This is a genomic window from Rhodobacter flavimaris, from assembly GCF_021378075.1.
Classification (GTDB): domain Bacteria; phylum Pseudomonadota; class Alphaproteobacteria; order Rhodobacterales; family Rhodobacteraceae; genus Rhodobacter; species Rhodobacter flavimaris.
Genome location: NZ_JAJUOS010000010.1, coordinates 143,667 through 167,597, shown reverse-complemented (window position 1 = coordinate 167,597; position 23,931 = coordinate 143,667). Strand labels below are relative to the sequence as shown.

The following is a 23,931-nucleotide window of genomic DNA, read 5'->3' as shown; positions in this document are numbered from 1 at the left end:
GACAAATTGACCCTACGGGAGATTGAGATGGAAAAAGGCGCAAAATTTCTGGTCCTCGCACTGGCCATGTCGGCGGCGATACCTGCCTGGGCAGTGACTTTCCGCGAAGGGGAAGCGCAACTTCGACAGGCCTATGGTGCGTATCGCGACGCGTTGTTCCTGAGCAATCAGGGCAAGCAGGCCGAAACCGCCGCCGCGCTAGAGAAATTCGACGTGGCATGGAGCCAGATTGTCGCTGGCTGGACGATCGATCCGCCGCCGCAATATGCCGAGGATATGGCGCTGGCGGAGACCTTCACCACCGTCAACGGGCTGATCGCCACGGCGGGCCAGCAGGTCGGGGCAGGGGACCTGCCGACCGCGCATCTCACGCTCGAAGAGGTGCGCGAGGCCGTTGCCGCGCTGCATATGCGTAACGATATGGTCGGCTTCTCGGATCGCATGAATGCCTATCATGCCGCGATGGAAGAGGTGCTTGAGACCGACTTTGCCGCGCTTGGTGATGCGGGTCTGGCGCGGATGCAGGCCGAGGCGGCCGTGCTCGAATATCTCGCCGGACAGATCCTCGCCCATCCGGCGCCCGAGGCCACCGATCCGACCTTTGCGCCGCTGCTTGAGGGTTTTCTCGCTTCGGTCACGGCGTTTGGCGATGCCGCCCGCGCAGGGGATCTGGCCGCCGGGATCGCTGCGCAATCGGGTCTCAAGGTGCCCTACTCCAAGCTTTTCGCCAAGTTCGGCTAATCGCTGCACAGGCGGCAGGGCGCCCCCTTGCCGCCTGTGACGTTTACATCCGCCGGACCTGCGAGTAAGAGGAGGCCAACCCAACAAGGGTGGCAAATGGTTGTGGGGCCATGACGGACGTAACAATCGTAATCCCGGCGAAGAACGAGGCCTCGAATATCGAGGAGCTTCTGGACGGTATCGATGCCGCGCTGGAGCCGGTGTGCGACTACGAAGTGATCGTGGTCGACGACGCCTCGGACGATGGCATGGCCGCGATCTTGCAGGCGCGCCGCGCCCGTGCGCCGCGTCTGCGCGTGCTGCGTCATGACCGCTCGGGCGGGCAGTCGGCGGCGGTGCATTCCGGCGTTCTGGTCGCGAAGGGTGCGGTGATCTGCACGCTTGATGGCGACGGGCAGAACCCGCCCTCGGAGCTGCCCAAGCTGATGGCGCCGCTTCTGGCCGAAGGCTCGGAGGCGATCGGCATCGTAGCCGGGCAGCGCGTCGGGCGGCAGGATACGATGTCCAAGAAGCTCGCTTCGAAATTCGCCAATGCGATCCGCTCGCGCGTCCTCAAGGACGGGACGCGCGACACGGGCTGCGGGCTCAAGGCCTTCCGCCGCGAGGCGTTCCTGCGCCTTCCCTATTTCGATCACATGCACCGCTACCTGCCTGCGCTGTTCGCGCGCGACGGGTGGCAGGTTGCCCATGTCGATGTCAGCCACCGCCAGCGGGGCGGGGGGCGCTCGCATTATTCCAATCTGCAGCGCGGACTGGTCGGCGTTGTCGATCTGGCAGGTGTCGCCTGGCTTTTGCGCCGCCGCAAGAAATCGCGCCCCACCGAAATCGCGGAGTAATCCATGCACTGGCTGATGACCGTTCTGCACGTGGACAGCACGACCGAGCTTTGGTGGGTGGTCTTCGGCTTCCTGGCCCAGGGGATGTTTACCGCGCGCTTTCTGGTGCAGTGGATCGCCTCGGAACGCGCGCGGGATTCGGTGATCCCGCTGGCGTTCTGGTATTTCTCGCTGGCCGGGGGTGTCATGCTGCTCAGCTATGCGATGTATCGCGCTGACCCGGTGTTCATTCTCGGGCAGGCGCTTGGCGTCGTGATCTATGTGCGTAACCTTTGGCTGATCTATGCCAAGCGCCGCAATGAAGTCTGAGGCGCAGGGCTGGTTTCGGCCGGCATTTGCCTTCGTCGCCGCGATCACCGGATTGCGGCTTCTGGCGCTGGCCTTCAACCGGGCCGACCTGTTCGTCGATGAATCGCAATACTGGCTGTGGGGTCAGAACCTCGATTTCGGCTACTATTCCAAACCGCCGCTGATCGGCTGGGTGATCCGGCTGGTGACCGATCTGGCGGGCTCAGACAGCCCGTTCTGGGTGCGGATGCCCGGGGCGGTGCTGCACGGGGTAACCGCGCTGGTGCTTGGCGCCGTCGCGGCGCGGCTTGCAGACCGGAGCGCCGCGATCTGGGCGGCTGTGCTTTACGTCACGTTGCCGTTCGTGGTTGTCGGCTCGCTGCTGATTTCGACCGATACGATCATGGCGCCGTTCTACGCGCTGGCGCTGCTGTTCTGGCTGCGCGCGGCGCAAGGGGGCAGGGCGGTTGACGCCGCACTGGCCGGGGCGAGCGCGGGCGCGGCGTTTCTGGCAAAATACGCGGCTATCTATCTGATCCCGGGCCTTGTGCTCGCTATGCTGTTGGCCCCGCAGTTCCGCATCGGCTGGCGCAATGCGCTGCTGGCGGCACTGGCCTTCGGCGCCGTGATCTCGCCCAACGTTCTGTGGAACCTCACCCATGATCTGACCACCGTCGAGCATACGATGGACAATGTCGGCTGGGTGCGGGGCGGGGCCGTGCTGAATTTCGCCTCGATGGCCGAGTTTCTGGCCAGCCAGTTCGCGGTCTTCGGGCCGATCGCCATGGCTGCCCTGATCTGGGGCGTCGTCACGGCCCGCCGGAGCGTGCGCGGCGCGTTGGCGGTGTTAAGCCTGCCGCCGCTCGTCGCGGTGACAGTGCAAGCGCTTCTGTCGCAGGCCTATGCCAACTGGGCGGTGGCCGCCTATTTCCCGGGGACGGTTCTTGCGGCGATGATCCTGCGGACGATCTGGCGCCGCGTGGCGCTGGCGCTGAACCTGATCGTCGTGGTGGCCTTCCCGCTGCTGACCGTTCTGGCCCCCTGGCCCGAGCGCGATGGCGAGCCGCTCTTGCGCCGCTATCTCGGCCGGGCCGAGCTGAGCCGCGAGATCCTCGATCTCGCCCGCGCCGAGGGTGTTCCGGTGCTGGCCGCGAACCGCGATATCCTGGCCGATCTGCTCTACACCGGGCGCGACAGCGGTATCCCGATCTATGCCCCGCGCCCCGAGGGCCGTGCGCGGCACTATTACGAGCAGAACTACGCGCTTCCCGAAGGCTTTACCGCACGCATCCTTGCAATTCAGGCCGCAGCCCCGGATTGTGGGGCGGGGCCCCTTGCCCCGGTCGCGGCCTTTTCCCTGTCGGGATACTGGTCGAGCCGGGCAGTTGCGCCTTACCTTGTGGATGCGGAGTGTCTGAATGCCGCCGATTGATTACCAGATGACGGGGCGCTGGCTGCTGGCCGGATGGCTGGCGGCGCTGGCGTTGTTTGTCGGCGCGCCCTCGGTCGATCTCGCGCTGTCCAACCTGTTCTGGAACCCATGGGACGGCTTTCGCGTGATCGGAAACCCGACGTGGGAGTTCCTGCGCCAGAGGATCTGGGATCTCTCAATCCTCGTTTTTATCCTGTCACCCTTCGCGATGTGGCGCGCCCTTGCACGTCGCCGCAACGTGCTTGGGTTGTCGGCGCGGGCCTGGGGCTTTGTCTTCACGCTCTATCTGCTGCTGCCCGGCCTGCTGGTGAACGGCTTTCTAAAAGCCTATTCGGGCCGCGCCCGCCCGGCGACGGTGACTGAGTTTGGCGGCGATCTGACCTTCACGCCGGCCTGGAGCTTCGTCGATCAATGCACGCGCAACTGCTCGTTCGTGTCGGGCGAGGTGTCTGCGGCGGTCGCTCTGGCGCTGGTGATCCTGATCTGGCGGTTATCAAACGAGCGGATCGAGCGTTGGGTGGGCAATTATGCCATCGTCGTGGCCCTCTTCATCCCGGCCTTCATCCTCGCGCAGCGAGTTGTCACGGGGCGGCATTTCGTCTCGGACGCGGCCTTCGCGGCGCTGATCACGCTCAGCGGGGCATGGCTGCTTTACGCGGTCTTCGACGGGCGCCTTGGCTGGTTTCGCGCGGGTGGCAAGGACAGGGCCTGACCCTGCGGTTGACAAGACCCGCGACTCCCCATATAGCGCCGCTACCCGACGGGCGTAGTATGTCCCGAGGGCGACAGATTTCAGCGGCACTATCCCGGGGTTTACCCTCGATCCTCTGAAATTAAGGCGCATTCGACCCGGCCGCTTGGCAGGGAAGGGTGCGGTTTGGCGTTTCACGGTCCGCGTGGAGCGTCGTCGAGAAGCGGCGCAGTCCAGTTTGGGTCCCACCCGCCGGGCTGCGAGTATTGACAGAGCAAATACGGGGAACCGGAATGCCTACCATCCAACAGCTGATCCGCAAACCGCGGCAGCCCAAGGTGCAGCGCTCGAAGTCGCAGCACCTGCAGTCGTGCCCGCAGAAGCGCGGCGTCTGCACCCGCGTCTACACCACGACGCCGAAGAAACCGAACTCGGCTATGCGTAAGGTTGCCAAAGTGCGCCTGACGAACGGCTTCGAGGTCATCTCCTACATCCCGGGCGAAAAGCACAACCTGCAGGAGCACTCCGTTGTGCTCATCCGCGGCGGCCGTGTGAAAGACCTTCCGGGTGTCCGTTACCACATCCTGCGCGGTGTGCTGGATACCCAAGGCGTCAAAGACCGTCGCCAGCGTCGTTCGAAATACGGCGCGAAGCGTCCGAAATAAGGAGAGCACCAGATGTCTCGTCGTCACGCTGCTGAGAAGCGCGAAGTTCTGCCGGACGCCAAGTATGGCGATCGCGTGCTGACCAAGTTCATGAACAACCTGATGATCGACGGCAAGAAATCGGCCGCCGAACGCATCGTCTACAGCGCCCTGGAGCGCGTCGAAGGCAAGCTCAAGCGCGAGCCGATCGAAGTGTTCCACGAAGCCCTCGACAACGTGAAGCCTTCGGTCGAAGTGCGTTCGCGTCGTGTGGGTGGTGCGACCTACCAGGTGCCGGTCGAGGTTCGCCCGACCCGCCGCGAAGCGCTGGCCATCCGTTGGCTGATCACTGCCGCCAAGAACCGTAACGAGAACACCATGGAAGAGCGCCTCGCAGGCGAGCTGCTCGACGCCGTGAACTCGCGCGGTTCGGCCGTGAAGAAGCGCGAAGACACCCACAAGATGGCCGACGCGAACAAAGCGTTCAGCCATTACCGCTGGTAACAGGAGCACGAAAAATGGCACGCGCCTATCCGCTGAGCCGCTACCGCAACTTCGGGATCATGGCCCACATCGATGCGGGCAAAACGACCACGACCGAGCGGATCCTCTACTACACCGGCAAGTCCCACAAGATCGGCGAAGTCCACGACGGCGCCGCGACGATGGACTGGATGGAGCAGGAGCAGGAACGCGGTATCACCATCACCTCGGCTGCGACGACCACTTTCTGGCAGCGCCAGGAAGATCCGACCAAAGAGGGCACCTCGGACACCCAGTTCCGCTTCAACATCATCGACACCCCCGGCCACGTGGACTTCACCATTGAAGTCGAGCGTTCGCTGGCGGTTCTCGACGGTGCGGTCTGCCTGCTCGACGCCAACGCCGGTGTCGAACCCCAGACCGAAACCGTGTGGCGTCAGGCTGACCGCTACAAGGTTCCGCGGATCGTGTTCGTCAACAAGATGGACAAGATTGGCGCGGACTACTTCAAGTGCGTCGAAATGATCAAGGACCGCACCGGCGGCACCCCGTGCCCCGTTGCGCTCCCGATCGGCGCCGAAGACCAGCTTGAAGGTCAGATCGACCTGATCAAGATGGAAGAATGGGTCTGGAAGGGCGAAGATCTCGGCGCAAGCTGGACCCGTCAGCCGATCCGTGAAGAGCTGCAGGACCTCGCCGAAGAATGGCGCGGCAAGATGGTCGAACTCGCCGTCGAAATGGATGACGACGCGATGGAAGCCTACCTCGAGGGCAACGAGCCCGACGAGGCGACCCTGCGCAAGCTGATCCGCAAGGGGACGCTCGCGATGGCGTTCTTCCCGGTTCTCGCGGGCTCGGCCTTCAAGAACAAGGGCGTTCAGCCGCTGCTCAACGCGGTGATCGACTTCCTGCCGGGTCCGCTGGACGTTCCGGCATATGTCGGCTTCGCCCCGGGCGACGAGTCTGAGACCCGCAACATCGAGCGTCATGCGACGGACGACGAGCCCTTCTCGGGCCTCGCGTTCAAGATCATGAACGACCCCTTCGTCGGCTCGCTGACCTTTACGCGCATCTACTCGGGCGTGATGAAGAAGGGCGACTCGGTCCTGAACTCGACCAAAGGTAAGAAAGAGCGCATCGGTCGTATGATGATGATGCACTCGATCAACCGTGAAGAGATCGAAGAAGCGTTCGCTGGCGACATCATCGCGCTGGCCGGTCTGAAAGAAACCACCACGGGCGACACGCTGTGCGACGCCTCCAAGCCGGTGGTTCTGGAAACCATGACCTTCCCCGATCCGGTTATCGAGATCGCGGTCGAGCCGAAGTCGAAAGCCGACCAGGAGAAGATGGGCCTCGCCCTCGCTCGCCTGGCTGCCGAAGACCCGTCGTTCCGCGTCGAGACCAACTTCGAGTCGGGCCAGACCATCATGAAGGGCATGGGCGAACTTCACCTCGACATCCTCGTCGACCGTATGCGTCGCGAGTTCAAGGTCGAGGCGAACATCGGTGCTCCGCAGGTGGCCTACCGCGAAACCATCTCGCGCGAAGCCGAGATCGACTACACGCACAAGAAACAGACCGGTGGTACCGGCCAGTTCGCGCGCGTCAAGCTCATCATCACCCCGACCGAGCCGGGCGAGGGCTACTCGTTCGAATCGAAGATCGTGGGCGGTGCGGTGCCGAAGGAATACATCCCCGGCGTCGAAAAGGGCATCAAGTCGGTCATGGACTCGGGTCCGCTCGCGGGCTTCCCGGTTATCGACTTCAAGGTCGCGCTCATTGACGGTGCGTTCCACGACGTCGACTCGTCGGTGCTGGCCTTCGAAATCGCGACCCGTGCGGCCATGCGCGAAGGCCTGAAGAAGGCCGGTGCGAAGCTGCTCGAACCGATCATGAAAGTCGAAGTGGTGACCCCGGAAGAATACACCGGCGGCATCATCGGCGACCTGACCAGCCGTCGCGGCATGGTGCAGGGCCAGGACACCCGCGGCAACGCCAACGTGATCAACGCAATGGTGCCGCTGGCGAACATGTTCGGCTACATCAACAACCTGCGTTCGATGTCCTCGGGCCGCGCGGTCTTCACCATGATCTTCGATCACTACGAAGCCGTTCCGCAGAACATCTCGGACGAAATCCAGAAGAAATACGCCTAAGGGCGACGGCGTCCGGGGCAACCCGGGCGCCTTTCCCACAGGTTTTAAGGACTACAGGAGGCCATTATGGCAAAGGCAAAGTTTGAACGGACGAAACCGCACGTCAACATCGGCACGATTGGCCACGTTGACCACGGCAAGACGACGCTGACGGCTGCGATCACCAAGTACTTTGGTGAATTCAAGGCTTACGACCAGATTGACGGCGCGCCGGAAGAGAAGGCTCGCGGGATCACGATCTCGACGGCCCACGTTGAATATGAATCGGCGAACCGTCACTACGCGCACGTCGACTGCCCCGGCCACGCCGACTACGTGAAGAACATGATCACGGGTGCTGCGCAGATGGACGGCGCGATCCTGGTGGTGAACGCGGCCGACGGCCCGATGCCGCAGACGCGCGAGCACATCCTGCTCGGCCGTCAGGTCGGCATTCCGTACATGGTCGTGTACATGAACAAGGTTGACCAGGTCGACGACGAGGAACTCCTCGAGCTCGTCGAGATGGAAATCCGCGAACTGCTGTCGTCGTACGACTATCCCGGCGACGATATTCCGCTCATCACGGGCTCGGCGCTGGCCGCGATGGAAGGCCGTGATCCGGAAATCGGCGAGAACTCGATCCGCGCGCTGATCGCCGCTGTCGACGAATACATCCCGACCCCGGAGCGCGCTGTCGACCAGCCGTTCCTGATGCCGATCGAAGACGTGTTCTCGATCTCGGGCCGCGGCACCGTTGTGACCGGCCGTGTTGAGCGTGGCGCTGTGAACGTGGGCGACGAACTCGAGATCGTCGGTATCCGCGCGACCAAGAAGACCACCTGCACGGGCGTCGAGATGTTCCGCAAGCTGCTCGATCGCGGTGAAGCTGGCGACAACATCGGCGCGCTGCTGCGCGGCGTTGACCGTGACGGCGTTGAGCGTGGTCAGGTTCTGTGCAAGCCGGGTTCGGTGAAGCCGCACACGAAGTTCGAAGCTGAAGCCTACATCCTCACGAAAGAGGAAGGTGGCCGTCACACGCCGTTCTTCGCGAACTACCGTCCGCAGTTCTACTTCCGCACCACGGACGTCACCGGCACCGTGAAGCTGCCGGAAGGCACCGAGATGGTGATGCCGGGCGACAACCTGAAGTTCGAAGTCGAACTGATCGCCCCGATCGCCATGGAAGAGAAGCTGCGCTTCGCTATCCGTGAAGGCGGCCGCACCGTCGGCGCTGGCGTCGTCTCGAAAATCATCGAGTGATCGACGTCCTGACGGGCCTGTAACGGGCCCGTCCGCGACATCGCGAGTGAATTTGAATGGTGCGCCGAAAGGCGCGCCATTTGCTCTTGACAGACTCAGGCAACACCCGTAGGGAGCGCCCCTGATCTCCAAGAGATTGTGGTTCGATGCAGGCGTCGCATTCGGCGGTGTCTGCCTCTCAACCTGAAAGCCCCTGCGAGAGGCAAGACTAAATGAGTGGTCAAAACATCCGCATCCGGCTCAAGGCGTTCGATTACCGCGTGCTGGACGCCAGCACCCAGGAAATCGTGAACACCGCCAAGCGTACCGGTGCTCAGGTTCGCGGGCCGATCCCGCTGCCGAACAAGATCGAGAAATTCACGGTTCTCCGTGGTCCGCACATCGACAAGAAGTCGCGCGACCAGTGGGAAATCCGGACGCACAAGCGTCTTCTCGACATCGTCGATCCGACCCCGCAAACCGTGGACGCGCTGATGAAGCTCGACCTGGCTGCCGGCGTCGACGTCGAGATCAAGGTCTAAGGAGGCGACAATGCGTTCTGGTGTTATCGCCAAGAAGCTGGGCATGACCCGGCTGTTCCTTGAGGACGGCAAGCAGGTTCCTGTGACCGTTCTCCAACTCGAAAACCTTCAGGTCGTCGCGCAGCGCACCGAAGAGAAGGACGGCTACACCGCCGTTCAGCTCGGCGCGGGCGAAGCGAAGGCCAAGCGCACCACCGCCGCCATGCGCGGCCACTTCGCGAAAGCGAACGTGGCGCCCAAGCGCAAGCTGGCCGAGTTCCGCGTGTCGCCGGAGAACCTGATCGAAGTGGGCGCCGAGATCTCGGCCGAACACTACAACAACGGTCAGTTCGTCGACATCGCCGGCACCTCGATCGGTAAAGGCTTTGCCGGTGCGATGAAGCGCCACAACTTCGGTGGTCTGCGTGCCTCGCACGGTGTGTCGATCTCGCACCGTTCGCACGGTTCGACCGGCCAGTGCCAGGACCCCGGCAAGGTGTTCAAGGGCAAGAAGATGGCGGGTCATCTGGGTGCGGTCCGCGTGACCACCCAGAACATCCAGGTCGTCAAGACCGACGCCGATCGTGGCCTGATCCTCGTCAAGGGCTCGGTTCCGGGCGCCAAGGGCGGCTGGGTCACCATCAAGGACGCCGTGAAGAAGCCGCTGCCGTCGGACGTTCCGATGCCGGCCGCTCTGAAGGGCGCTGCTGCTCCGGCTGAAGAAGTTTCGGTCGAAGGGGGTGAAGCATGAAACTCGATGTGATCAAGCTCGACGCCGGCAAAGCCGGTTCGATCGAACTGTCGGATGACATCTTCGGCCTCGAGCCGCGCGCCGACATCCTGCACCGCGTTGTCCGTTGGCAGCGCGCCAAGGCGCAGGCTGGCACCCACTCGGTGCTGGGCAAGTCGGACGTGTCGTACTCGACCAAGAAGATCTATCGCCAGAAAGGCACCGGCGGCGCTCGTCACGGTTCCAAGAAGGCTCCGATCTTCCGTCACGGTGGTGTGTACAAGGGCCCGACCCCGCGTTCGCACGCCCATGACCTGACGAAGAAGTTCCGCGCCCTGGGCCTCAAGCACGCTCTCTCGGCGAAAGCCCAGGCGGGCAACCTCGTGGTTCTGGAAGCTGCCGATCTGGCCGAAGCCAAGACCAAGCTGCTGGCGAAAGCCGCCAAGGAGCTGGGCTGGAAAAAGGTCCTCGTGATCGACGGCGCTGAAGTCAACGAGAACTTCCTCAAAGCCGCGCGCAACATCGAAGGCTTCGACGTTCTGCCGTCGATGGGCGCCAACGTCTATGACATCCTCAAGCGTGAGACCCTGGTCATCACGAAGGCCGGTGTCGAAGCTCTGGAGGCTCGCCTGAAATGAGCGCGAAACCCGAACATTACGACGTGATCGTGAAGCCCGTCATCACCGAGAAAGCCACCATGGCCTCGGAAAATGGCGCGGTCGTGTTCCAGGTGGCGAAGACCGCAACCAAGCCCGCGATCAAGGAGGCCGTCGAGGCTCTCTTTGGCGTCAAGGTGAAAGCGGTCAACACCACCATCACCAAAGGCAAGACGAAGCGCTTTCGCGGTCAGCCGGGCGTGCGCTCGGACGTCAAGAAAGCCTACGTGACGCTGGAAGACGGAAACACCATCGACGTCTCCACCGGCCTCTGATAGAAGCCGCACGAATCTCGCGGGCCCGGCCATCCGGGCCCGTCGAGCTTTATGATTTCAGGAAACTGAAACGTGAGCGGGGAGCTACGGCGCCCCATACGAAACGGACCTATAGGTCCAAAGCAACGGAAGACAGAGAGCATGGCACTCAAGTCGTATAAACCGACGACGCCGGGCCAGCGTGGGCTGGTTCTGATCGACCGTTCGGAGCTTTGGAAAGGTCGCCCGGTCAAGGCCCTCGTTGAAGGCCTCACCAAGACCGGCGGCCGGAACAATACCGGGCGCGTCACGATGTGGCACAAGGGTGGTGGCGCGAAGCGTCTCTACCGCGTCGTTGATTTCAAGCGTCGCAAATTCGACGTTCCGGCTACGGTCGAGCGTATCGAATACGACCCGAACCGCACCGCCTTCATCGCGCTGGTCAAGTACCAGGACGGCGAGTTGGCCTACATCCTCGCCCCGCAGCGTCTGGCTGTCGGCGACACCGTGATCGCGGGCGCGAAGCAGGACATCAAGCCGGGCAACGCGATGCCGTTCTCGGGCATGCCGATCGGTACGATCGTGCACAACGTCGAACTGAAGCCCGGCAAGGGCGGTCAGCTGGCACGTGCCGCGGGCACCTACGCCCAGTTCGTCGGCCGTGACGGTGGCTACGCGCAGATCCGCCTTTCGTCGGGCGAACTGCGTCTGGTGCGTCAGGAATGCATGGCGACCATCGGTGCCGTGTCGAACGCTGATCACTCGAACCAGAACCTCGGTAAAGCAGGCCGCAAGCGTCACATGGGCATCCGCCCGACCGTCCGCGGCGTCGCGATGAACCCGATCGACCACCCGCATGGCGGTGGTGAAGGCCGCACCTCGGGTGGCCGTCACCCGGTGACCCCGTGGGGCAAGCCCACCAAGGGCAAGCGCACCCGCTCGAACAAGAAAACGGACAAGTACATTCTCCGTTCGCGTCACGCTAAGAAGGGTCGTTAAGATATGGCACGTTCTGTTTGGAAAGGCCCTTTCGTTGACGCCTATCTGCTGAAGAAAGCGGAAAAAGCGCGCGCGTCGGGCAAAGGCGAAGTGATCAAGATCTGGTCGCGTCGCTCCACCATTCTGCCGCAGTTCGTGGGCCTCACCTTTGGGGTCTACAACGGTCAGAAGCACATCCCGGTCGCGGTGACCGAAGAGATGATCGGTCAGAAGTTCGGTGAATACTCGCCGACCCGTACCTACTACGGGCACGCTGCCGACAAGAAAGCCAAGAGGAAGTAAGAGCCATGGGTAAGGAACAGAATCCGCGCCGCGTGGCGGATAACGAAGCAATGGCCAAGACCAAGATGCTTCGCACCTCGCCGCAGAAACTGAATCTCGTCGCCGCCCTGATCCGCGGCAAGAAAGTCGATCGCGCTCTGGCCGATCTGACCTTCTCGAACAAGCGGATCGCTGCGGACGTGAAGAAGTGCCTGCAGTCGGCCATCGCGAACGCTGAAAACAACCACGGTCTGGACGTCGACAGCCTCGTCGTCGCCGAAGCCTGGGTTGGCAAGAACCTCGTGATGAAGCGTGGCCGTCCGCGTGCGCGTGGCCGCTTCGGCAAGATCATGAAGCCGTTTTCGGAAATCACCATCAAGGTGCGTCAAGTCGAGGAGCGTGCGTAATGGGACAGAAGGTTAACCCCATTGGGATGCGTCTCCAGGTCAACCGCACCTGGGACAGCCGCTGGTATGCCGACAGCAAGGACTACGGCAACCTGCTGCTCGAAGACCTCAAGATGCGTGAGTTCATCCACGAGGAAGTCAAGCAGGCGGGCATCTCGCGCGTCATCATCGAGCGTCCGCACAAGAAGTGCCGCGTGACCATTCACGCTGCGCGTCCGGGCGTTATCATCGGCAAGAAAGGCGCTGACATCGAAGTCCTGCGCAAGAAGCTGGCGAACTTCACCGACTCGGAACTGCACCTCAACATCGTTGAAGTCCGCAAGCCCGAGCTGGACGCCCAGCTTGTTGCTGAGTCGATCTGCCAGCAGCTCGAGCGTCGTGTCTCGTTCCGTCGTGCCATGAAGCGCGCCGTGCAGAACGCGATGCGCATGGGCGCCCTGGGTATCCGCGTGAACGTCGCCGGCCGTCTGGGCGGTGCCGAGATCGCGCGTACCGAGTGGTACCGTGAAGGCCGTGTGCCGCTGCACACCCTGCGCGCCGACATCGACTACGCCCTGGACGAAGCGACGACCCCCTACGGGATCATCGGCGTGAAAGTCTGGATCTTCAAAGGCGAGATCATGGAACATGATCCGCAAGCACGCGACCGCAAGGCCGCCGAGGCCCAGGATGGCCCGGCTCCGCGCGGCCCGCGTCGTGACGCGCGCTGAGGAGTACTGAAAGATGCTGCAACCGAAACGGACGAAGTTCCGCAAACTGCACAAGGGCCGGATTCACGGTGAGGCCAAAGGCGGCTTCAACCTGAACTTCGGGTCGTTCGCCCTCAAGGCGACCGAGCCGGAGCGTGTGACCGCCCGCCAGATCGAAGCTGCGCGTCGTGCGATCACTCGTCACATGAAGCGTCAGGGCCGCGTCTGGATCCGTATCTTCCCGGACACCCCGGTCACCTCGAAGCCGACCGAAGTCCGCATGGGTAAAGGTAAGGGTTCGGTGGACTTCTGGGCGGCGAAGGTCAAACCGGGCCGCATCATGTTCGAGATCGATGGTGTCTCGGAAGTGATCGCCCGCGAGGCCCTGCGTCTCGGCGCGAACAAGCTGCCGGTGACCACCCGCATCGTCGCTCGCGAAGACTGGTAATATCCGCGCGAAAGAACACGAACCCCCGGCCTCGTCGCCGGGGGTTCACTTTTTCTTCGGAATCGCTTGCATGATTGGCGCGCCGGTGTTAGAGCGCGCAGGTCCTGCAGGCAGGACAGACATAACCCACCAGACAAAGGGTCACCCTTCGGGGCCCTCTGGTGCCAAGAAAGGACCATGGGATGAACGCCCAAGAACTCAAGGCGAAAACGCCTGATGAGCTGCGTGACCAGCTCGTCGCGCTCAAGAAGGAAGCCTTCAACCTCCGCTTCCAGCAGGCCACCGGTCAGCTCGAGAACACCGCCCGCATGCGCGCCGTCCGTCGTGACGTTGCCCGCGTGAAGACGGTTCTGAACCAAAAAGCCGCTGAAGCCGCGAAGTAAGGAGCCCTTCCATGCCCAAACGTATCCTCCAAGGCGTCGTGACTTCGGACAAGAACGACCAGACCGTTACCGTTCTCGTCGAGCGCCGCTTCAAGCACCCGCTGCTGCAAAAAACCGTTCGTAAGTCGAAGAAATATCGCGCTCACGATGCGGAAAACACTTTCAAGACCGGTGACACCGTTCGCATCGAAGAGTGCGCGCCGATCTCGAAAACCAAGCGCTGGAAGGTCGTCGTCGAGGCCTGAGTTCTCTCAGGTCCCGGCGATAAACTTTCAGTTTATCGAAACCCTGGGGCGGCTAACTGCATAGGCGTCCCCAAAGGTCGGGAGTAACCAAATGATCCAGATGCAGACCAATCTGGATGTTGCTGACAACTCCGGCGCTCGCCGAGTTCAGTGCATCAAGGTCCTGGGTGGTTCGCACCGTCGCTATGCGTCGGTCGGCGACATCATTGTCGTTTCCGTTAAGGAAGCCATCCCGCGCGGCCGCGTGAAGAAAGGTGACGTCCGCAAGGCCGTCGTCGTGCGCACCGCCAAAGAAGTCCGTCGTGAAGATGGTACCGCCATCCGCTTCGACCGCAACGCCGCCGTCATCCTGAACAACCAGGGCGAACCGGTCGGCACCCGTATCTTCGGGCCGGTCGTGCGTGAGCTGCGCGCCAAGAACTTCATGAAGATCATCTCGCTCGCTCCGGAGGTGCTGTGATGGCTGCTAAACTCCGCAAAGGCGACAAGGTCGTCGTGCTCGCCGGCAAGGACAAGGGCAAACAGGGTGAAATCACCTCGGTTATGCCCAAGGACAACAAGGCGATCGTGGAAGGCGTGAACACCGCCATCCGTCACCAGCGTCAAACCCAGACCACCCAGGGCGGCCGCGTGTCGAAGGCGATGCCGATCGACCTGTCGAACCTGGCTCTGGTTGATGCCAACGGCAAGGCCACCCGCGTCGGCTTCCGCTTCGAAGACGGCAAGAAGGTGCGTTTCGCCAAGTCCACCGGGGAGGCGATCTGATGCTGGATCAAGCGACCTATACCCCGCGCCTCAAGGCGCTGTATCATTCGTCCATCCGCGCCGCTCTGAAAGAGCAGTTCGGCTACAAGAACGACATGATGATCCCGAAGCTCGAGAAGATCGTTCTCAACATGGGCGTTGGCGAAGCTGTCAAGGACACCAAGAAGGTCAAGCAGGCCGCCGAGGAGCTGTCGCTCATCGCCGGTCAGAAGGCTGTCACCACGAAGGCCAAGAAGTCGATCGCCGGCTTCCGCGTTCGTGAGGAAATGCCGCTCGGCTGCAAGGTGACCCTGCGTGGCGACCGCATGTACGAATTCCTGGACCGCCTGATCAACGTGGCGATGCCGCGCGTTCGCGACTTCCGCGGCGTGAAGCCTTCGTTCGATGGCCGTGGCAACTTCGCGATGGGCCTCAAAGAGCACATCGTATTCCCGGAAATCGACTTCGACAAGGTGGACGAAGTTCTCGGCATGGACATCATCATGGTGACCTCGTCGAAATCGGACGCTGAAGCCAAGGCGCTGTTGAAAGCTTTCAACATGCCCTTCAACGCTTGATCGCGGGAGACAACACTTATGGCTAAGAAATCCATGGTTGCGCGCGAAGTGAAGCGTCAGCGTCTTGTGACCAAGTACGCTGGCAAGCGCGCAGAACTCAAGGCGATCGTCGCCGATCAGGACCGCCCGATGGAAGAGCGCTTCATGGCGTCTCTGAAACTGGCGGAACTGCCCCGCAACTCGTCGGCCGTGCGTCTGCACAACCGTTGCCAGCTCACCGGCCGTCCCCACGCTTACTACCGTAAGCTCAAACTCTCGCGGATCATGCTGCGCGAACTGGCCTCGTTCGGCCAGATCCCCGGCATGGTGAAGTCGAGCTGGTAAGGGAGTCAGGGAATGTCTGTGAACGATCCCCTCGGCGATATGCTGACCCGCATCCGCAACGCGCAACTGCGCGGCAAGTCCACCGTCCGCACCCCGGCTTCGAAGCTTCGCGCCTGGGTTCTCGACGTGCTTGCAGCGGAAGGCTACATCCGTGGCTATGAGAAAGTGACCTGCGAGAAGGGCCTGCCCCAGCTCGAGATCAGCCTGAAGTATTACGAAGGCACCCCGGTGATCCGCGAACTCAAGCGCGTGTCCACCCCCGGTCGTCGCGTTTACGCTTCGGTGAAGGACATCCCGACGGTCCGTCAGGGCCTGGGCGTGTCGATCGTCTCCACGCCGAAGGGCGTCATGACGGACGCGGCTGCGCGCACTGCCAACGTTGGCGGTGAAGTGCTCTGCACCGTGTTCTAAGGAGGGAAGCATGTCTCGTATTGGTAAGAAACCGGTCGAGCTGCCCGCTGGCGCTTCTGCCACGCTGGCTGGTCAGACCATCGAAGTGAAGGGCCCGAAAGGGACCCGCAGCTTCACCGCTACCGACGATGTGACCATCGCCATCGACGGCACGACCGTCACTGTTACGCCGCGCGGTACTTCGAAGCGTGCGCGTCAGCAGTGGGGTATGACCCGCTCGATGATCGAGAACCTCGGCGTCGGCGTCACCACCGGCTTCAAGAAAGAGCTCGAAATTCAGGGTGTGGGTTACCGCGCCGCGATGCAGGGCAACGTTCTGAAGCTGTCGCTCGGCTACTCGCACGAGGTCAACTTCGAGGTTCCCGCCGGTGTCACCGTCGCGACCCCGAAGCAGACCGAGATCACCATCGAAGGCATCGACCAGCAACTGGTCGGCCAGGTGGCGGCGAATATCCGCGAGTGGCGGCAGCCCGAGCCCTACAAGGGCAAAGGGATCCGCTACAAGGGCGAGTATGTCTTCCGCAAAGAAGGCAAGAAGAAGTAAGGGTAGCGAAAATGGCGAACAACAAAAGAGAGCTGTTCCTCAAGCGCCGCCTGCGCGTCCGGAACAAACTGAAAGCAATGGCCAATGGCCGTGCCCGTCTGTCGGTGCATCGCTCGTCCAAGAACATCAGCGTTCAGCTGATCGACGACGTGAACGGCGTGACCCTTGCCTCGGCCTCGACCCTCGAAAAGGATCTCGGTGTCGTCGGCAAGAACAACGTCGAAGCAGCCGCCAAGATCGGTGCTGCCATCGCCGAGCGTGCCAAGAAAGCCGGTGTCGAAGAGTGCTACTTCGACCGTGGCGGCTTCCTGTTCCACGGGAAGATCAAGGCTCTGGCCGATGCGGCCCGCGAAGCTGGTCTGAAGTTCTAAGAACCGGCGGGTGGCGTTCGCGCCACCCCGATGATCCGGGGGTCAGCCCAGAACGCTGTTCCGGGCGCCCACTAGGATTGGATGTAACGGCGTGAAACCACGCCATCACGAAAGGAATGCCTCATGGCAGAACGTGAGAACCGTCGGGACCGTCGCGCCGAGCGCGAAGAGGCCCCGGAATTCGCCGATCGTCTCGTTGCGATCAACCGTGTGTCGAAAACCGTGAAGGGTGGTAAGCGCTTCGGCTTCGCCGCGCTCGTCGTTGTCGGTGACCAGCGTGGTCGCGTCGGCTTCGGCAAGGGCAAGGCGAAAGAAGTGCCGGAAGCGATCCGCAAGGCCACCGAGCAAGCAAAACGCTCGATGGTTCGCGTCGCTCTGAAAGACGCCCGCACCCTGCACCACGACGTCGAAGGCCGTCATGGCGCTGGTCGCGTCGTGATGCGCACCGCCCCGGCCGGTACCGGTATCATTGCCGGTGGTCCGATGCGTGCCGTTTTCGAAATGCTCGGTGTTCAGGACGTTGTTGCGAAGTCGCTCGGCTCGCAGAACCCCTACAACATGATCCGTGCGACGATCGATGGCCTCAAGAAGGAATCGTCGCCCCGTCAGGTCGCGCAGCGTCGCGGCAAGAAGGTTGCGGACATCCTCGCCAAGCCCGAAGCCGAAGCTTCGGTTGAAGCCTGAGGAGATTGAACCATGGCAAAAACCATCGTTGTGAAACAGATCGCTTCGGCCGCCCGCCGTCCGGCCATCCAGGCCGCGACCCTCAAGGGTCTGGGCCTCGGCAAGATCAACCGCACCCGTGAGCTCGAGGACACCCCCTCGGTCCGCGGCATGGTCAACAAAATCCCGCATCTGGTGACCATCGTCGAAGAGCGCGGCTGATTTCAGCGCATACGCTTGGGAAAACGCCCCGGTCGCAAGGCCGGGGCGTTTTTCATGACCCCATTGGAAGGATGAATGTCATGGAACTCGAGGAACTGAAGGCCGAGACGGCGAAGTTTTTTGCAGAATTCGAAGGGCAGGGCGATCTGCCCGCGCTCGCCGTCGCCGTTTTCCGCTTCGCGCCCGAGGGGCCGGATGCAGACTGGGACGCCTTTTCCGAGGCGGCCGAGGATGCGGGCTTCGACGTCTCCTGGTATGATGCCGAGGGTGAGGACGACGCCTGCATCGAGGTCGAGACGCCGCCCGGCGCCCCGTCGCTCACCTGGCTCTGGAGCTGGGAAGAGCCGCTGATCCTGCTTGGCGCGCTGCATGGCTTTGCGACCGAAGGCTGGGCGATCGAGGCGGTCTGAACCGGTGGGGGCTCTATGTTACTTGACCCCCCGCCAGCACCTCGTCTATACGCCCCCGGTGGCCGTCTGTGGCCACAAGAATCAATCAAGAAACGCCGCGTGTGCCCCTCTGTCGCTTGTGGGGGCATTTCCGGCAAAGGAGAAGCGACATGAAACTGAATGAACTCCGCGACAACGCGGGCGCCGCCAAGAAATCCAAGCGCGTTGCGCGTGGTCCGGGCTCGGGCAAGGGTAAAACCGCCGGTCGCGGTATCAAGGGTCAAAAATCGCGCTCGGGCGTGGCTCTGAACGGTTACGAAGGCGGCCAGATGCCGCTCTACCGTCGTCTGCCGAAGCGCGGCTTCACCAAGCCGAACCGCCTGTCGTTCGCCGTCGTGAACCTCGGCCTGATCGAGAAGTTCATCGCCGAAGGCAAGCTGAACGCCGCTGAAGCCATCACCGAAGACGCGCTGGTCGCCTCGGGTCTGGTGCGCCGCAAGCTGGACGGCGTGCGCGTTCTGGCAAAGGGCGAGATCACCTCGAAGGTGACCCTGAACGTCACGGGCGCTTCGAAAGCGGCTATCGAAGCCGTCGAGAAGGCCGGTGGCACGCTGACCGTTGCCGCCGCCGCTGCGGAATAAGCGGTTGTGGGCGGGCCCCGGCCCGCTTACATAGGCAATAGTTTTCCAGGCGCCGCCGACCGGGGAACGGTCTGGCGGCGTTTTGCATGAAAGAGACGGGCATATGGCATCTGCTGCAGAGCAAATGGCGGCGAACCTCAGCTGGGGCGCCCTGGGCAAGGCCACCGAGCTGCGCCAACGGATTTTCTTCACGATCGGCCTGCTGATCATCTATCGCCTCGGCACCTATATCCCGGTGCCGGGTATCGATACGGTCGCGCTGCGTGAATTCATGGAAGGCGCGGCCTCCGGCATCGGTGGCATCCTGTCGATGTTCACCGGCGGTGCGCTTGGCCGGATGGGCATCTTCGCCCTCGGCATCATGCCCTACATCTCGGCCTCGATCATCGTTCAGCTGCTGACCGCGCTGGTCCCCTCGCTTGAGCAGTTGAAGAAAGAGGGCGAGCAGGGCCGCAAGAAGATCAACCAGATCACCCGCTACGCGACCGTGGGTCTTGCGACCTTCCAGGCCTTCGGTCTGGCACGCTCGCTTGAGGCGGGCGACCTTGCGCATAACCCGGGCATGTTCTTCCTGGCCTCCGTGGTCATCACGCTCGTCGGCGGCACCATGTTCCTGATGTGGCTGGGTGAGCAGATCACCGCGCGCGGCATCGGCAACGGCGTTTCGCTGATCATCTTCGTCGGTATCGTCGCCGAGATCCCGGCCGCCCTGGCGCAGTTCTTCGCGCAGGGCCGTGCGGGCGCCATCTCGACCCCGGTGATCCTGGGCGTGATCGTGATGGTGGTGGCCGTGATCGCCTTCGTGGTGTTCATGGAGCGTGCGCTGCGCAAGATCCATATCCAGTATCCCCGTCGCCAGGTCGGCATGAAGATCTATGACGGCGGCTCGTCGCACCTGCCGATCAAGGTGAACCCGGCGGGCGTCATTCCGGCGATCTTCGCTTCGTCGCTGCTGCTGCTGCCGACCACGATCTCGACCTTCTCGGGCGCTTCGACCGGCCCGATCATGTCGACGGTTCTGGCCTATTTCGGCCCGGGTCAGCCGCTTTACCTGCTGTTCTTCACGGTCATGATCGTCTTCTTCGCGTATTTCTACACCGCGAACGTTGCGTTCAAGTCGGACGAGGTTGCCGACAATCTCAAGAACCAAGGTGGCTTCATCCCGGGTATCCGCCCCGGCAAGAAGACCGAGGACTACCTCGACTATGTCGTCGCCCGCGTGCTGGTCATCGGCTCGGCCTATCTGGCCGCCGTGTGTCTGCTGCCCGAGATCCTGCGCTCGCAGCTGTCGATCCCGTTCTACTTCGGCGGCACGTCGGTGCTGATCGTCGTGTCGGTGACGATGGACACGATCAATCAGGTGCAGTCGCATCTGTTGGCCCATCAGTATGAGGGCCTGATCGAGAAGTCGCAGCTGCGCGGCAAGAAGAAAACGGGCCGCAAGGCTCCGGCGCGTCGCTGACGGAAGGGGCCGGCATGACCAATATCATCCTTCTGGGCCCGCCCGGCGCCGGTAAAGGCACGCAGGCACGCAAGTTGGTGGACGAGCGGAACATGGTTCAGCTCTCCACCGGGGACATGCTGCGCGAGGCAATGGCCTCGGGCACCGAGATGGGTCAAAAGGTCGCCGGGGTGATGAGCCGCGGCGAGCTGGTCACCGACGAGATCGTCATCGGCCTGATCGAGGAAAAGATGGCCTCGACCTCGGGCAATGGCTTCATCTTCGACGGCTTCCCGCGCACCCTGCCGCAGGCGGACGCGCTTGGCGCGCTGCTGGCCAAGACCGGCCAGACGCTGGATGCGGTGATCGAGATGCGGGTGGACGACGAGGCGCTGGTCAAGCGCATCACCGGCCGCTTCACCTGCGGCAACTGCGGCGAGGTCTATCACGACGAGACCAAGCCGACCAAGGTTGCGGGCACCTGCGATGTCTGCGGCAGCCACGACATGAAGCGGCGCGCCGATGACAACGAGGACAGCCTCAAGACCCGGTTGATGGAATACTACAAGAAGACCTCGCCGCTGATCGGCTATTACTACCACGCCGGCGCGCTGAGCACCGTCGATGGTCTGGCTGAGATCGACGAGGTTGCGGGTCAGATCGACACCATTCTGGATGCCGTCTCCAAATAAACGCGAAGGCGCTTGACCCGGTGGACAAATCCCTCTAGGTCACGGCGTCTCGCTTGAGAATCGCCTGAGTCTGCGATGCAGTCTCGGGCTTTCGTGATCCCGGACATCTGACCGGGGTTGTTGTGAAAAAAGGTTCTGGTGCTACGGAACCGCAACATAAGGAAAGTCGCTTTGGCACGTATTGCTGGCGTCAACATTCCGACCGGGAAACGCGTCCCGATCGCTCTTCAGTACATCCACGGCATCGGCCCGATGTTCGCCAACCAGATCGTCGAAGCCGTTGGCATTGAGCCGACGCGCCGTGTGAATGAACTCTCGGACGCCGAAGTGCTCGCGATCCGCGAATACATCGACGCCAACCTCACGGTCGAGGGCGACCTGCGCCGTGAAGTGTCGATGAACATCAAGCGCCTGATGGACCTTGGCTGCTACCGCGGCCTGCGCCACCGTCGCAACCTGCCGGTTCGCGGTCAGCGCACCCACACCAACGCCCGTACCCGCAAGGGCCCGGCCAAGCCGATCGCCGGCAAGAAGAAGTAAGGGGAGGGTGAACTAATGGCTCGCGATAAAACCCGCGTTAAACGCAAAGAGCGCAAGAACATCGCCGCTGGCGTCGTTCACGTGAACTCGTCGTTCAACAACACCAAGATCCTGATCTCTGACGTTCAGGGCAACGCCATTTCGTGGTCGTCCTCGGGCACCATGGGCTTCAAGGGCTCGCGCAAATCGACCCCGTATGCCGCCCAGATGGCTGCTGAAGACGCTGCCCGCAAGGCGCAGGAGCACGGCCTGAAAACGGTCGACGTTGAAGTGCAGGGCCCGGGTTCGGGCCGTGAGTCGGCGCTGCGCGCGCTGGCCGCTGTCGGTCTCACGATCACCTCGATCCGTGACGTGACCCCGATCGCGCACAACGGCTGCCGCCCGCCCAAGCGTCGCCGCGTCTAATCAAGGTTTCGACGGTCGGGCCGTGCGGGGGTTCCTGCACGGCCCGACCGCTTTCGCATTTTTCCTCGGGCGTTCCGGGCTATTGGACATGGGTCCGGAACAAGTATGGAGGCAGAGCGCATGATCCATAAGAATTGGGCCGAGCTGATCAAGCCGACGCAGCTTGAAGTCAAGGCTGGCAATGATCCGCAACGTCAGGCGACCGTGATCGCCGAACCGCTTGAGCGCGGCTTCGGTCTGACGCTGGGCAACGCGCTGCGCCGCGTGCTGATGTCGTCGCTGCAAGGCGCGGCCATCACCTCGGTGCAGATCGACAACGTGCTGCACGAGTTCTCCTCGGTCGCCGGTGTGCGTGAGGATGTCACCGACATCATCCTGAACCTCAAGGGCATCTCGCTGAAGATGGAAGTCGAGGGGCCGAAGCGCCTGTCGATCTCGGCCAAGGGTCCGGGCGTTGTGACCGGTGGCGACATCTCGGAATCGAACGGCATCGAGGTCCTGAACAAGGATCACGTGATCTGCCATCTCGACGACGGCGCTGACCTGTTCATGGAACTCACCGTGAACACCGGCAAGGGCTATGTGGCCGCCGACAAGAACAAGCCGGAAGATGCGCCGATCGGCCTGATCGCCATCGACGCGATCTACTCGCCGGTGAAGAAAGTCGCTTACGAAGTTCAGCCCACCCGCGAGGGCCAGGTGCTCGACTACGACAAGCTGACGATGAAAATCGAAACCGACGGCTCGCTGACCCCCGAGGACGCCGTGGCCTACGCCGCGCGCATCCTGCAGGACCAGCTGTCGATCTTCGTGAACTTCGACGAGCCGGAATCGGCCTCGAAGCAGGACGCCGACGAGGGCCTCGAGTTCAACCCGCTCCTCCTCAAGAAGGTGGACGAGCTGGAACTTTCGGTGCGTTCGGCCAACTGCCTCAAGAACGACAACATCGTCTATATCGGCGACCTCATCCAGAAGACCGAAGCCGAGATGCTCCGCACCCCGAACTTCGGCCGCAAGTCGCTCAACGAGATCAAGGAAGTGCTCTCGGGCATGGGTCTGCACCTCGGCATGGAAGTCGAGGACTGGCCGCCGGAGAACATCGAGGATCTGGCCAAGCGTTTCGAAGATCAGTTCTGATCCTCGTGGCTTGACTCATTCGGGGGGCGTGGGCTAAACGCCCCCCATCCAATGCCGGGACGTCCCGGGAACCATGGGCAAATGCCCCAACGACGCACCGTCCAACGCAGGCGGCGCAACACAAAGCAAAACGCAAGTCTGGAGAAATAAGATGCGTCACGCTCGCGGCTACCGCCGTCTGAACCGTACCCACGAACACCGCAAGGCGCTGTTCGCCAACATGGCTGGCTCGCTCATCGAGCACGAGCAGATCAAGACCACTCTGCCGAAAGCCAAGGAACTGCGCCCGATCATCGAAAAGCTGATCACCCTGGCGAAGCGTGGCGACCTGCACGCGCGCCGTCTGGCTGCTTCGCAGCTTAAGGAAGACCAGTACGTCGCCAAGCTGTTCGACGTTCTCGGCCCGCGTTTCAAAGAGCGCAACGGTGGTTACACCCGCGTTCTGAAAGCCGGCTTCCGCTATGGCGACATGGCTCCGATGGCGATCATCGAACTGGTTGACCGTGACCCCGCCGCCAAGGGCGCTGCCGACAAGGCCCGCCTGGCCGCCGAGGAAGCCGCCGAGGAATAATCCTCTGGCCGCTTGGTCCGACCGAACTGAAAATCCCGCCCTTTGGCGGGATTTTTCTTTTTCGCGCCGGGGCAGAATCGTGGCCGCGCAATCTGCATCCGGTGCCGCGCTATACGAAATAGCCCCTCCTGCGACCCTCTAAGCACGCCAAAGGGGTGTGCAATTCCTGC

General features: G+C 62.5%; 37 protein-coding genes. All 37 read left to right on the top strand.

Going from position 1 to position 23,931, the window contains the following annotated elements; all coding sequences use genetic code 11:
- Nucleotides 1–27: 27 nt before the first annotated feature.
- Nucleotides 28–741, top strand: coding sequence for a hypothetical protein (locus LZA78_RS13645; protein ID WP_233677470.1), 714 nt, complete (start codon nucleotides 28–30; stop codon nucleotides 739–741).
- Between the two features lie 110 nt (nucleotides 742–851).
- Nucleotides 852–1,577: a glycosyltransferase family 2 protein gene (locus LZA78_RS13640; RefSeq protein WP_233677469.1), complete on the top strand. Its 726-nt coding sequence runs from the start codon at nucleotides 852–854 to the stop codon at nucleotides 1,575–1,577.
- A gap of 3 nt (nucleotides 1,578–1,580) precedes the next feature.
- Entirely contained in the window at nucleotides 1,581–1,886 is a 306-nt protein-coding gene (locus LZA78_RS13635) for a lipid-A-disaccharide synthase N-terminal domain-containing protein (protein ID WP_233677468.1), read from the top strand.
- Nucleotides 1,876–3,297 (top strand): ArnT family glycosyltransferase, encoded by a 1,422-nt coding sequence (locus LZA78_RS13630; RefSeq protein WP_233677467.1) that lies wholly within the window; start codon nucleotides 1,876–1,878, stop codon nucleotides 3,295–3,297. Before LZA78_RS13635 ends, LZA78_RS13630 begins: the two co-directional genes overlap by 11 nt.
- Nucleotides 3,284–4,009, top strand: coding sequence for a phosphatase PAP2 family protein (locus LZA78_RS13625; RefSeq protein WP_233677466.1), 726 nt, complete (start codon nucleotides 3,284–3,286; stop codon nucleotides 4,007–4,009). Before LZA78_RS13630 ends, LZA78_RS13625 begins: the two co-directional genes overlap by 14 nt.
- Nucleotides 4,010–4,281: 272 nt before the next feature.
- Complete coding sequence (rpsL, locus tag LZA78_RS13620) at nucleotides 4,282–4,653, top strand: 30S ribosomal protein S12 (RefSeq protein WP_010399029.1); 372 nt, start codon at nucleotides 4,282–4,284, stop codon at nucleotides 4,651–4,653.
- 12 nt (nucleotides 4,654–4,665) lie between these two features.
- Nucleotides 4,666–5,136: a 30S ribosomal protein S7 gene (gene rpsG / locus LZA78_RS13615; protein ID WP_218630889.1), complete on the top strand. Its 471-nt coding sequence runs from the start codon at nucleotides 4,666–4,668 to the stop codon at nucleotides 5,134–5,136.
- Nucleotides 5,137–5,150: 14 nt separating this feature from the next.
- Entirely contained in the window at nucleotides 5,151–7,274 is a 2,124-nt protein-coding gene (gene fusA / locus LZA78_RS13610; protein WP_233677465.1) for an elongation factor G, read from the top strand.
- A 66-nt stretch (nucleotides 7,275–7,340) separates the two neighbouring features.
- Nucleotides 7,341–8,516 carry an elongation factor Tu gene (gene tuf / locus LZA78_RS13605; RefSeq protein WP_233677464.1) on the top strand — a complete coding sequence of 392 codons (1,176 nt, stop codon included), beginning with the start codon at nucleotides 7,341–7,343 and terminating at the stop codon, nucleotides 8,514–8,516.
- 212 nt (nucleotides 8,517–8,728) lie between these two features.
- The gene (rpsJ, locus tag LZA78_RS13600) at nucleotides 8,729–9,037 is read left to right on the top strand and encodes a 30S ribosomal protein S10 (RefSeq protein ID WP_013066043.1); all 309 of its coding nucleotides are present in this window, start codon (nucleotides 8,729–8,731) and stop codon (nucleotides 9,035–9,037) included.
- A gap of 10 nt (nucleotides 9,038–9,047) precedes the next feature.
- A complete protein-coding gene (gene rplC / locus LZA78_RS13595; RefSeq protein WP_233677463.1) occupies nucleotides 9,048–9,767 on the top strand; it encodes a 50S ribosomal protein L3 in 720 nt (239 codons plus the stop codon).
- A complete protein-coding gene (gene rplD, locus LZA78_RS13590; protein WP_233677462.1) occupies nucleotides 9,764–10,384 on the top strand; it encodes a 50S ribosomal protein L4 in 621 nt (206 codons plus the stop codon). The genes rplC and rplD overlap by 4 nt, the downstream gene beginning before the upstream one ends.
- Complete coding sequence (locus LZA78_RS13585) at nucleotides 10,381–10,677, top strand: 50S ribosomal protein L23 (RefSeq protein ID WP_233677461.1); 297 nt, start codon at nucleotides 10,381–10,383, stop codon at nucleotides 10,675–10,677. The genes rplD and LZA78_RS13585 overlap by 4 nt, the downstream gene beginning before the upstream one ends.
- A 141-nt stretch (nucleotides 10,678–10,818) precedes the next feature.
- The gene (gene rplB / locus LZA78_RS13580) at nucleotides 10,819–11,655 is read left to right on the top strand and encodes a 50S ribosomal protein L2 (protein WP_218630881.1); all 837 of its coding nucleotides are present in this window, start codon (nucleotides 10,819–10,821) and stop codon (nucleotides 11,653–11,655) included.
- A gap of 3 nt (nucleotides 11,656–11,658) precedes the next feature.
- Nucleotides 11,659–11,937, top strand: a complete 279-nt coding sequence (gene rpsS / locus LZA78_RS13575) for a 30S ribosomal protein S19 (RefSeq protein WP_218630880.1) — start codon at nucleotides 11,659–11,661, stop codon at nucleotides 11,935–11,937.
- 5 nt (nucleotides 11,938–11,942) lie between these two features.
- Nucleotides 11,943–12,323 (top strand): 50S ribosomal protein L22, encoded by a 381-nt coding sequence (gene rplV, locus LZA78_RS13570; protein ID WP_218630879.1) that lies wholly within the window; start codon nucleotides 11,943–11,945, stop codon nucleotides 12,321–12,323.
- The gene (rpsC, locus tag LZA78_RS13565) at nucleotides 12,323–13,033 is read left to right on the top strand and encodes a 30S ribosomal protein S3 (protein ID WP_233677460.1); all 711 of its coding nucleotides are present in this window, start codon (nucleotides 12,323–12,325) and stop codon (nucleotides 13,031–13,033) included. The genes rplV and rpsC overlap by 1 nt, the downstream gene beginning before the upstream one ends.
- A 13-nt stretch (nucleotides 13,034–13,046) precedes the next feature.
- Nucleotides 13,047–13,460 carry a 50S ribosomal protein L16 gene (gene rplP, locus LZA78_RS13560; protein ID WP_233677459.1) on the top strand — a complete coding sequence of 138 codons (414 nt, stop codon included), beginning with the start codon at nucleotides 13,047–13,049 and terminating at the stop codon, nucleotides 13,458–13,460.
- A gap of 182 nt (nucleotides 13,461–13,642) precedes the next feature.
- Nucleotides 13,643–13,843 (top strand): 50S ribosomal protein L29, encoded by a 201-nt coding sequence (gene rpmC, locus LZA78_RS13555; RefSeq protein ID WP_038144431.1) that lies wholly within the window; start codon nucleotides 13,643–13,645, stop codon nucleotides 13,841–13,843.
- Nucleotides 13,844–13,854: 11 nt separating this feature from the next.
- Nucleotides 13,855–14,088: a 30S ribosomal protein S17 gene (gene rpsQ / locus LZA78_RS13550; protein WP_113902045.1), complete on the top strand. Its 234-nt coding sequence runs from the start codon at nucleotides 13,855–13,857 to the stop codon at nucleotides 14,086–14,088.
- A gap of 91 nt (nucleotides 14,089–14,179) precedes the next feature.
- On the top strand, nucleotides 14,180–14,548 hold the full coding sequence (gene rplN, locus LZA78_RS13545; RefSeq protein ID WP_022705624.1) for a 50S ribosomal protein L14: 369 nt from the start codon (nucleotides 14,180–14,182) through the stop codon (nucleotides 14,546–14,548).
- On the top strand, nucleotides 14,548–14,853 hold the full coding sequence (gene rplX, locus LZA78_RS13540) for a 50S ribosomal protein L24 (RefSeq protein ID WP_233677458.1): 306 nt from the start codon (nucleotides 14,548–14,550) through the stop codon (nucleotides 14,851–14,853). The genes rplN and rplX overlap by 1 nt, the downstream gene beginning before the upstream one ends.
- Nucleotides 14,853–15,410, top strand: coding sequence for a 50S ribosomal protein L5 (gene rplE, locus LZA78_RS13535; protein ID WP_218630874.1), 558 nt, complete (start codon nucleotides 14,853–14,855; stop codon nucleotides 15,408–15,410). The genes rplX and rplE overlap by 1 nt, the downstream gene beginning before the upstream one ends.
- A gap of 18 nt (nucleotides 15,411–15,428) precedes the next feature.
- Complete coding sequence (gene rpsN / locus LZA78_RS13530; RefSeq protein WP_233677457.1) at nucleotides 15,429–15,734, top strand: 30S ribosomal protein S14; 306 nt, start codon at nucleotides 15,429–15,431, stop codon at nucleotides 15,732–15,734.
- A gap of 12 nt (nucleotides 15,735–15,746) precedes the next feature.
- On the top strand, nucleotides 15,747–16,145 hold the full coding sequence (gene rpsH / locus LZA78_RS13525) for a 30S ribosomal protein S8 (RefSeq protein WP_218630872.1): 399 nt from the start codon (nucleotides 15,747–15,749) through the stop codon (nucleotides 16,143–16,145).
- A 10-nt stretch (nucleotides 16,146–16,155) separates the two neighbouring features.
- The gene (gene rplF / locus LZA78_RS13520; protein WP_233677456.1) at nucleotides 16,156–16,689 is read left to right on the top strand and encodes a 50S ribosomal protein L6; all 534 of its coding nucleotides are present in this window, start codon (nucleotides 16,156–16,158) and stop codon (nucleotides 16,687–16,689) included.
- Between the two features lie 11 nt (nucleotides 16,690–16,700).
- A complete protein-coding gene (gene rplR / locus LZA78_RS13515) occupies nucleotides 16,701–17,060 on the top strand; it encodes a 50S ribosomal protein L18 (RefSeq protein ID WP_233677455.1) in 360 nt (119 codons plus the stop codon).
- A gap of 123 nt (nucleotides 17,061–17,183) precedes the next feature.
- A complete protein-coding gene (rpsE, locus tag LZA78_RS13510; RefSeq protein WP_233677454.1) occupies nucleotides 17,184–17,744 on the top strand; it encodes a 30S ribosomal protein S5 in 561 nt (186 codons plus the stop codon).
- 12 nt (nucleotides 17,745–17,756) lie between these two features.
- On the top strand, nucleotides 17,757–17,945 hold the full coding sequence (gene rpmD, locus LZA78_RS13505) for a 50S ribosomal protein L30 (RefSeq protein WP_218630868.1): 189 nt from the start codon (nucleotides 17,757–17,759) through the stop codon (nucleotides 17,943–17,945).
- A gap of 80 nt (nucleotides 17,946–18,025) precedes the next feature.
- Entirely contained in the window at nucleotides 18,026–18,355 is a 330-nt protein-coding gene (locus LZA78_RS13500) for a hypothetical protein (RefSeq protein WP_233677453.1), read from the top strand.
- 149 nt (nucleotides 18,356–18,504) lie between these two features.
- Nucleotides 18,505–18,975: a 50S ribosomal protein L15 gene (gene rplO, locus LZA78_RS13495; protein ID WP_218630866.1), complete on the top strand. Its 471-nt coding sequence runs from the start codon at nucleotides 18,505–18,507 to the stop codon at nucleotides 18,973–18,975.
- A gap of 103 nt (nucleotides 18,976–19,078) precedes the next feature.
- Complete coding sequence (gene secY / locus LZA78_RS13490; RefSeq protein ID WP_233677452.1) at nucleotides 19,079–20,437, top strand: preprotein translocase subunit SecY; 1,359 nt, start codon at nucleotides 19,079–19,081, stop codon at nucleotides 20,435–20,437.
- Nucleotides 20,438–20,451: 14 nt separating this feature from the next.
- Nucleotides 20,452–21,108, top strand: a complete 657-nt coding sequence (locus LZA78_RS13485; protein ID WP_233677451.1) for an adenylate kinase — start codon at nucleotides 20,452–20,454, stop codon at nucleotides 21,106–21,108.
- A gap of 171 nt (nucleotides 21,109–21,279) precedes the next feature.
- Entirely contained in the window at nucleotides 21,280–21,648 is a 369-nt protein-coding gene (gene rpsM, locus LZA78_RS13480; protein ID WP_233677450.1) for a 30S ribosomal protein S13, read from the top strand.
- A 15-nt stretch (nucleotides 21,649–21,663) separates the two neighbouring features.
- On the top strand, nucleotides 21,664–22,053 hold the full coding sequence (rpsK, locus tag LZA78_RS13475) for a 30S ribosomal protein S11 (RefSeq protein WP_068765008.1): 390 nt from the start codon (nucleotides 21,664–21,666) through the stop codon (nucleotides 22,051–22,053).
- Between the two features lie 120 nt (nucleotides 22,054–22,173).
- The gene (locus LZA78_RS13470; protein WP_233677449.1) at nucleotides 22,174–23,190 is read left to right on the top strand and encodes a DNA-directed RNA polymerase subunit alpha; all 1,017 of its coding nucleotides are present in this window, start codon (nucleotides 22,174–22,176) and stop codon (nucleotides 23,188–23,190) included.
- A 151-nt stretch (nucleotides 23,191–23,341) separates the two neighbouring features.
- On the top strand, nucleotides 23,342–23,761 hold the full coding sequence (gene rplQ / locus LZA78_RS13465) for a 50S ribosomal protein L17 (protein ID WP_218630861.1): 420 nt from the start codon (nucleotides 23,342–23,344) through the stop codon (nucleotides 23,759–23,761).
- Nucleotides 23,762–23,931 lie beyond the last annotated feature (170 nt).